Annotated in this window: 1 pseudogene; it reads left to right on the top strand. The window is 65.7% G+C overall.

Annotated features, from left to right (window positions below):
• Positions 1-210: pseudogene (glyA, locus tag A3736_RS09860) on the top strand (serine hydroxymethyltransferase); the annotation flags it as partial.

The following is a 210-nucleotide window of genomic DNA, read 5'->3' as shown; positions in this document are numbered from 1 at the left end:
TTGCCGGTGGAACCGCCTATTCGCACACCTGGGACTGGGAGGGCTTCCGCCGCATCGCAGACGAAGTCGGCGCCTATCTGATGGTCGATATGAGCCACATTTCCGGCCTGGTCGCCGGCGGTGCCCACCCCTCGCCCATGCCGCATGCCCATGTCGTGACGAGCACCACGCATAAGAGCCTGCGCGGTCCGCGTTCGGGCGTGATCCTGT

The organism is Erythrobacter sp. HI0063, from assembly GCF_001635685.1.
In the GTDB taxonomy this organism is placed as follows: Bacteria; Pseudomonadota; Alphaproteobacteria; order Sphingomonadales; family Sphingomonadaceae; genus Qipengyuania.
Note: the sequence above shows the minus strand (reverse complement) of the source record. Positions and strands in the feature narration are given on the sequence as shown.